Here is a 5,178-nt window from a genome sequence, read left to right as displayed (position 1 = left end):
GATACGGCGCCCATCGCGGACGGCGGCGAAGGCACGGCGCGAACACTGGCCGATGCCACCGGAGGCAGTCTGCACGAGGTAACTGTCGTCGGACCTACGGGTGCGCCGGTCACCGCGCACTGGGCGCGCCTGGGAGGCTCGGCCGACAACGTCGCGGTCGTGGAGATGGCGTCGGCGGCGGGCCTGTCGCTGGTCCCGCACACCATGCGAGATCCGGGCGCGACGACGACGTTCGGCGTCGGGCAACTCATTGTCGCTGCGCTGGACGCGGGCGTGGATCGCATTCTCGTCGGATGCGGCGATTCCGGCACGTGCGACGGGGGAGCGGGGGCGTTGCAGGCGTTGGGTGCGCGCATCGTGGACGGCCGAGGCCGTGAGATAGGCAGGGGCGGCCGCGCACTGGCCGAGGCGACGAGCCTGGATCTGTCCGGTGTGCATCCCCGTCTGGCGGAGGTCGAGATGGTTCTCGCCTGCAACCCGCACAACGTGCTGTGTGGGCCTGCGGGTGTGGCGAGGGTGTTCGGGCCGCAGAAGGGCGCGACGGACGAGCAGGTCGAAGAACTCTCCGCTGCGCTCGACAAGTGGGCAGGCGTTCTCGAACGCGACGGGGTGATGATCGACGACGTGCGGACGGGCTCGGGAACGGGGGCGTCCGGTGGGTTGGGCGCCGGACTGGCAGCCGGCGTCGGCGCCGTATTGCGATCACGGTTCGAGGCTCTTCTCGATTCCGGTCTGTCCGGCATCGATCTCGATCGCCGGATCCGCAAAGCGGACCTGGTGATCACGGCGGAAGGTTCGATCGACTTTCAGACACCCCACGGCAAGGTTCCGGCCGAGGTCGCGCGGAGATGTCAGCGTTTCGGCGTGCCCGTCATCGCCTTGGCGGGGTCGCTGGGGGTGGGTGCACCAGCCGTGCACGACGTCGGAATCGCTGCCATCGCGTCGATCATCACCGTGCCGATGCCGTTGTCGGAAGCCGTGGCGAACGGTGAGGCGTTGCTCGTCGACGCGGCCGAGCGAACGATGCGCATGATCCTGTTGGGCGGAGCAGTGTCGTCCCGGTCGGCGCACAAGCGCCGCAAGGTCCCTGCGTGACGCTTTCCGCACCCCCGGTCGCCGAGCGGCCGGGGGTGCGGATAGTGACAGAGTCGATTAAGCCTTGGTGCGAGCCATTCCGCGTTCGACGGCTGCAATGATCTGCGGCCGAAGTTCTGCAGCCGGGACGATGTGATGCACCGATCCGACCTGCTGCGCGCGCTGGATGTTGTGGATTGCCTCGAACTCGGCAGCCACTTCGCCGAGCTTGGCGTTGCGGACCTCTGCCTTGGCCGTTGCCAGCTGCACGCGCAGGTGAGCGCGATCGGCGTCGGTCTCGGCGGCGGTGAGCTCCGCTTCGAGTGTCTTCACTGCGGGATCGGCTGCGGTGCGAGCGTTGACGTCGCGGGTGAACACGACCGCTGCGGCCGGCGCGCCACCGAGGACCGAGGCGAAGGATCCTTCGACGGCGAGGACCTCCATGTTGTCGTTCAAAGCGCCGGAGAACACCACGAAAGCGCCACCGTGATAACGCGATACGACGCAGAACACGATCGGTCCGTCGAAATTGACGATGGCCCGGCCGATTTCGGCACCGTATTCGAGTTGGATGTTGCGCAGGGACTCGGGTGAGCCGTCGAAGCCGGACAGGTTGGCGAGCACGACGATCGGCCGTGATCCGCTGGCCGCGTTGATGGCCCGCGCCGTCTTCTTCGACGAGCTGGGAAACAACGTGCCCGAGGTCCACTGGTCCGGCCCGTCTGCCGGGAACCAGCCCTTGCGGGGAATGGCCCGCGATTCGATACCGATGACCGACACCGGGATACCGGCCAGGTGCGCATCGAAGACGACCGAGGTGTCGGCGTCGGCCATGTCGGCCCATCGCTCGAGAACGGTGTGGTCCTGGTCGACGACGGCACGCATGACGGTGCGAATGTCGAACGGCTTCTTGCGGTCCGGGTTCGTCTTCGAGGAGAAGATGTCGCCGACGGTGGTGAAGTCGCTCGACGGGTGCACGTGCGGGTAGCTCTGGACGTCGCGGTCGGCCGGGTCGGCGGTGATCGCCCGGCGCGGGAACCGCTCGCCCGGAGCGGCATACGCGTGATCGTAGTGAGCGAACAGCACCTCCACGGCGGCACGCAGGTTCGGTGCCCAGTACTGGGCCTGGCCATTCGGCCCCATCACACGGTCGTAGCCGCCGATGCCGAAGTTGTCCTCCGCGGACACGCCGCCGGAGTAGTCCAGGGACTGCTTGCCGGTCAGCACCATCGCGCTGTCCGGGGTCATCACCAGAATGCCCTTGGTGTGCGCGAGCATCGTTGCTTCGGCGTTCCAGTACGGCTGGGCGCCGACGTTGATGCCCGCGACGACGATGTTGATCTCGCCGCCGCGCTGGGTGAAGGTGATGATGCGGCGCAGCGCACGCGAGACCCAGTCCATGTTCTCGGTGCCCGTGGACATCGAGATCGTGGCACCGGAGGACAGTGTGAACCATTCGACGGGAGCCCCGAGCGTTTCGGCGAGGTCGATTGCGGCGACGACTCGCGAGCATTCGGCTTCGGCGACGGTACCGAGCGCCTTGGTCGGGTCACCGAAGAGTGCGACGCGGGTGACGCCCTCGGGGTAGCGCTCACTCGGTGTGGTCACCACGCCGGAGATGATGCCTGCCTTGTTGTGACCGTAGGGGCGCTCGACGGGCGAGAGCACGCCGGAGTCGTCGAAGTCGTACTCGGTGAACGTGCCGCCGTTGCCGGTGAGCAGCGGGATCAGTTCGTACGGGTACACCGTGCCGCGTGCCTGTGAGCGCTGCACCTTCTGGGTGTACTCGTCGAGCGGACGCATCGGCTCGGTCGGTTTGGCGGTGACCTTGGCGACGATCCCTGCTCCCGAACGGTACGAGAATCGGATGGCCACATCACGTGGTGCGGCGTTGCCGTCCCCCAACCTGGCGATCATCGTGATCTCTTCCAGGCCTGCGCCGATGGTCGAGGGCGCTATGTGCCGGGCGATCGTGGCGAGCCTGTCCTCGGGGACGTCGAGTACGGGCCAGACGTAGAGCGTGACGCGGTTGGCGTCGAGGCGCTTGCGTCCTCGCTGCGCCTGGGTGCGGCGGATGCCGTCGAGGCAGGCAGCGACGGTGCGCTCGATCTCGGGGACCGCGACGACGTCACCGTTCTCGTCGAGCTGGGTGGTGACGCCGCGAATCTCGGCGAGAGCCATCAGTCGTTCGTCGGACGGGTTTTCCTTGGCCTGCAACGCGAACAGGTAGGTGCCCGGGGTTGCGGGTAGGCGCTTGCCGTCGAAGTTCTTCAGGCGCCACAGGTCCAGACGTTGCCCGGTGAGGGGATGCATGTCCCGGATGATGAGGTCTTCCGAGAGCGGGCCGGTCGCGTTGCTGCCGGCGTCTGCTGCGGTGCGGCGGAACGTCACGTGGCGGACGTCGTCTCCGCACACGGTGATGGTGATTCGGCGCCAGCCGCGGGTGCGGGGGTGCTCGGCGAGCACCGCGGCAATGGTCGACGAAATTTCGTCGCCGTCGGTCGGGACGTCGGGCCACGCGAGGTAGAGGTCCACCGCGAGGTGCTCGGGCGCGGGGCCTGCGATGTCGTCGATCGCATCGAGCGTCGCGGACAGGTCGGCAAACGAGCCTGCGGTGGAGACCAATTGGAGCCGCTCGCCGGCGAGTTCGAAGTTGCCGGTGACGAAGTGCTTGCCCTCACGGTCGAATGCCTTGACGTCTTCGAGGGTGCGAATCTCGTAGTACTGACGCGTGATGACCTCGAGCAGGGCGCCCGGTTCGGCGATTCTCGACGCGAGCAGATCGATCAGTGGTTCGGGTGTCGAGACCAGGGCGTCGATGCGGGCGGCGTAGTCGGGTGCATCGGGGTTTTCCGCCAGGTATTGCAGGCTGCCTCGGACGCCGTCGTAGACCTGGTCGCGTGCGCGGCGGATCTGCGGTGCGTCGAACAGCCGGAAGCGCAGGTTGCGGGCGACGTCGCCGATCACCGGGTACCGCGCCTGGGTGGCGACGATGAGGCGCTCGAGCACCTCGCCGATGGCCGAGCCGGTGGCGGGCTGTTCGGAGGAGTCGGTCAACCAGTGATCGAGCAGGGCGGCGATGACCGGGACCTGGTTCTCGATGCGCTGCAGCGCCAGGAAGACGCGGTAGACGGCCTCCTCCAGCTCCGGTCCGCGCTCGAGGTCGTCGGCATCGTAGTGATGCAGGGCACGAGAAAGCTTGCCGCGGAACGATTCCGGAAGACCCTGCGTCTCCGCGTCGAGCGAGTGCAGGAACGAGTGGAAGTGCTCGCGGGGGGAGTGCACGCGCTCGTCGGTGTTCTCTTCGTCCATGGTCGGACGGTTACGCGAGAGTTCGCAGATATCGGCGAAGGTGTTGAGCAGGGCCAGTTCTGCATCGACGACGGCGGTGTCCTCGCGCGGCACGGCGCTGCGCAGTTCTTCGTACCCGGCCAGCAACGACTGTGCGCGCGTGGCACTGACGTCGAATCCGGTGATAAGAGCGGACAATTCGCCCAGTCGAGCCAGGGCTTGGCAGCTCGCCGATTCGCCCTCGGGGCTCGGGGCGGTGCGGAATTCCACCCGTGCGGTCTGTTGCGAGGCTTTCTGCTCACCTGCCTGGTCGACGCGCAGCAACGCAGCGCCGGAGTCGACCTGGCCGTTGACAGAGGCGAGAACCTCGCGCACACGTCCGGCGTACGGCGAGCGAACCGCAGTCTCCATCTTCATCGATTCGAGCACCACCAGGGTCTGGCCCGCTTCGACCTCGTCGCCGACGGCGACGGGGACGGCCACGACCACGGCGGGAGCCGGAGCGCGCACGAGACCCGCTTCGTCCTGGCTGATCTGGTGGCTTATGCCGTCGACCTCGACGAGGAAGTGGGCGGCGCCGGCGACGGTGACCACCTGGTAGCGACGGTCACCGAGCACGAGGCGGCTCTCGTAGCGACCGAGACGCTCGACGTCGACCTGCAGGTCACCGCTGTCGCCGTCGACGCGGTACCGATGCGGTCCGGTCTGGCCGACGCCCAGCTTGTACGCCTGGCCCTGGTAATTGAGTTCGATGCTGCGGCCGATGGTGTGGCTCGCACGGGGCCGTCCGCCGCGGGCGGAGGAGAGGAACGC

General features: G+C 67.6%; 2 protein-coding genes. One reads left to right on the top strand and one right to left on the bottom strand.

Going from position 1 to position 5,178, the window contains the following annotated elements; genetic code table 11:
• Positions 1-1,095, top strand: a 1,095-nt coding sequence (locus WBQ44_RS20705) for a glycerate kinase family protein (RefSeq protein ID WP_495568545.1), incomplete at its 5' end; no start/stop codon positions are given.
• Positions 1,096-1,152: 57 nt separating this feature from the next.
• Here WBQ44_RS20705 and WBQ44_RS20700 read toward each other — a convergent pair.
• On the bottom strand, positions 1,153-5,178 hold a 4,026-nt coding region (locus tag WBQ44_RS20700), incomplete at its 5' end, for a carboxyl transferase domain-containing protein (protein WP_495568544.1).

It is taken from the genome of Rhodococcus sp. (in: high G+C Gram-positive bacteria), assembly GCF_049591685.1.
Classification (GTDB): domain Bacteria; phylum Actinomycetota; class Actinomycetes; order Mycobacteriales; family Mycobacteriaceae; genus Rhodococcoides.
Note: the sequence above shows the minus strand (reverse complement) of the source record. Positions and strands in the feature narration are given on the sequence as shown.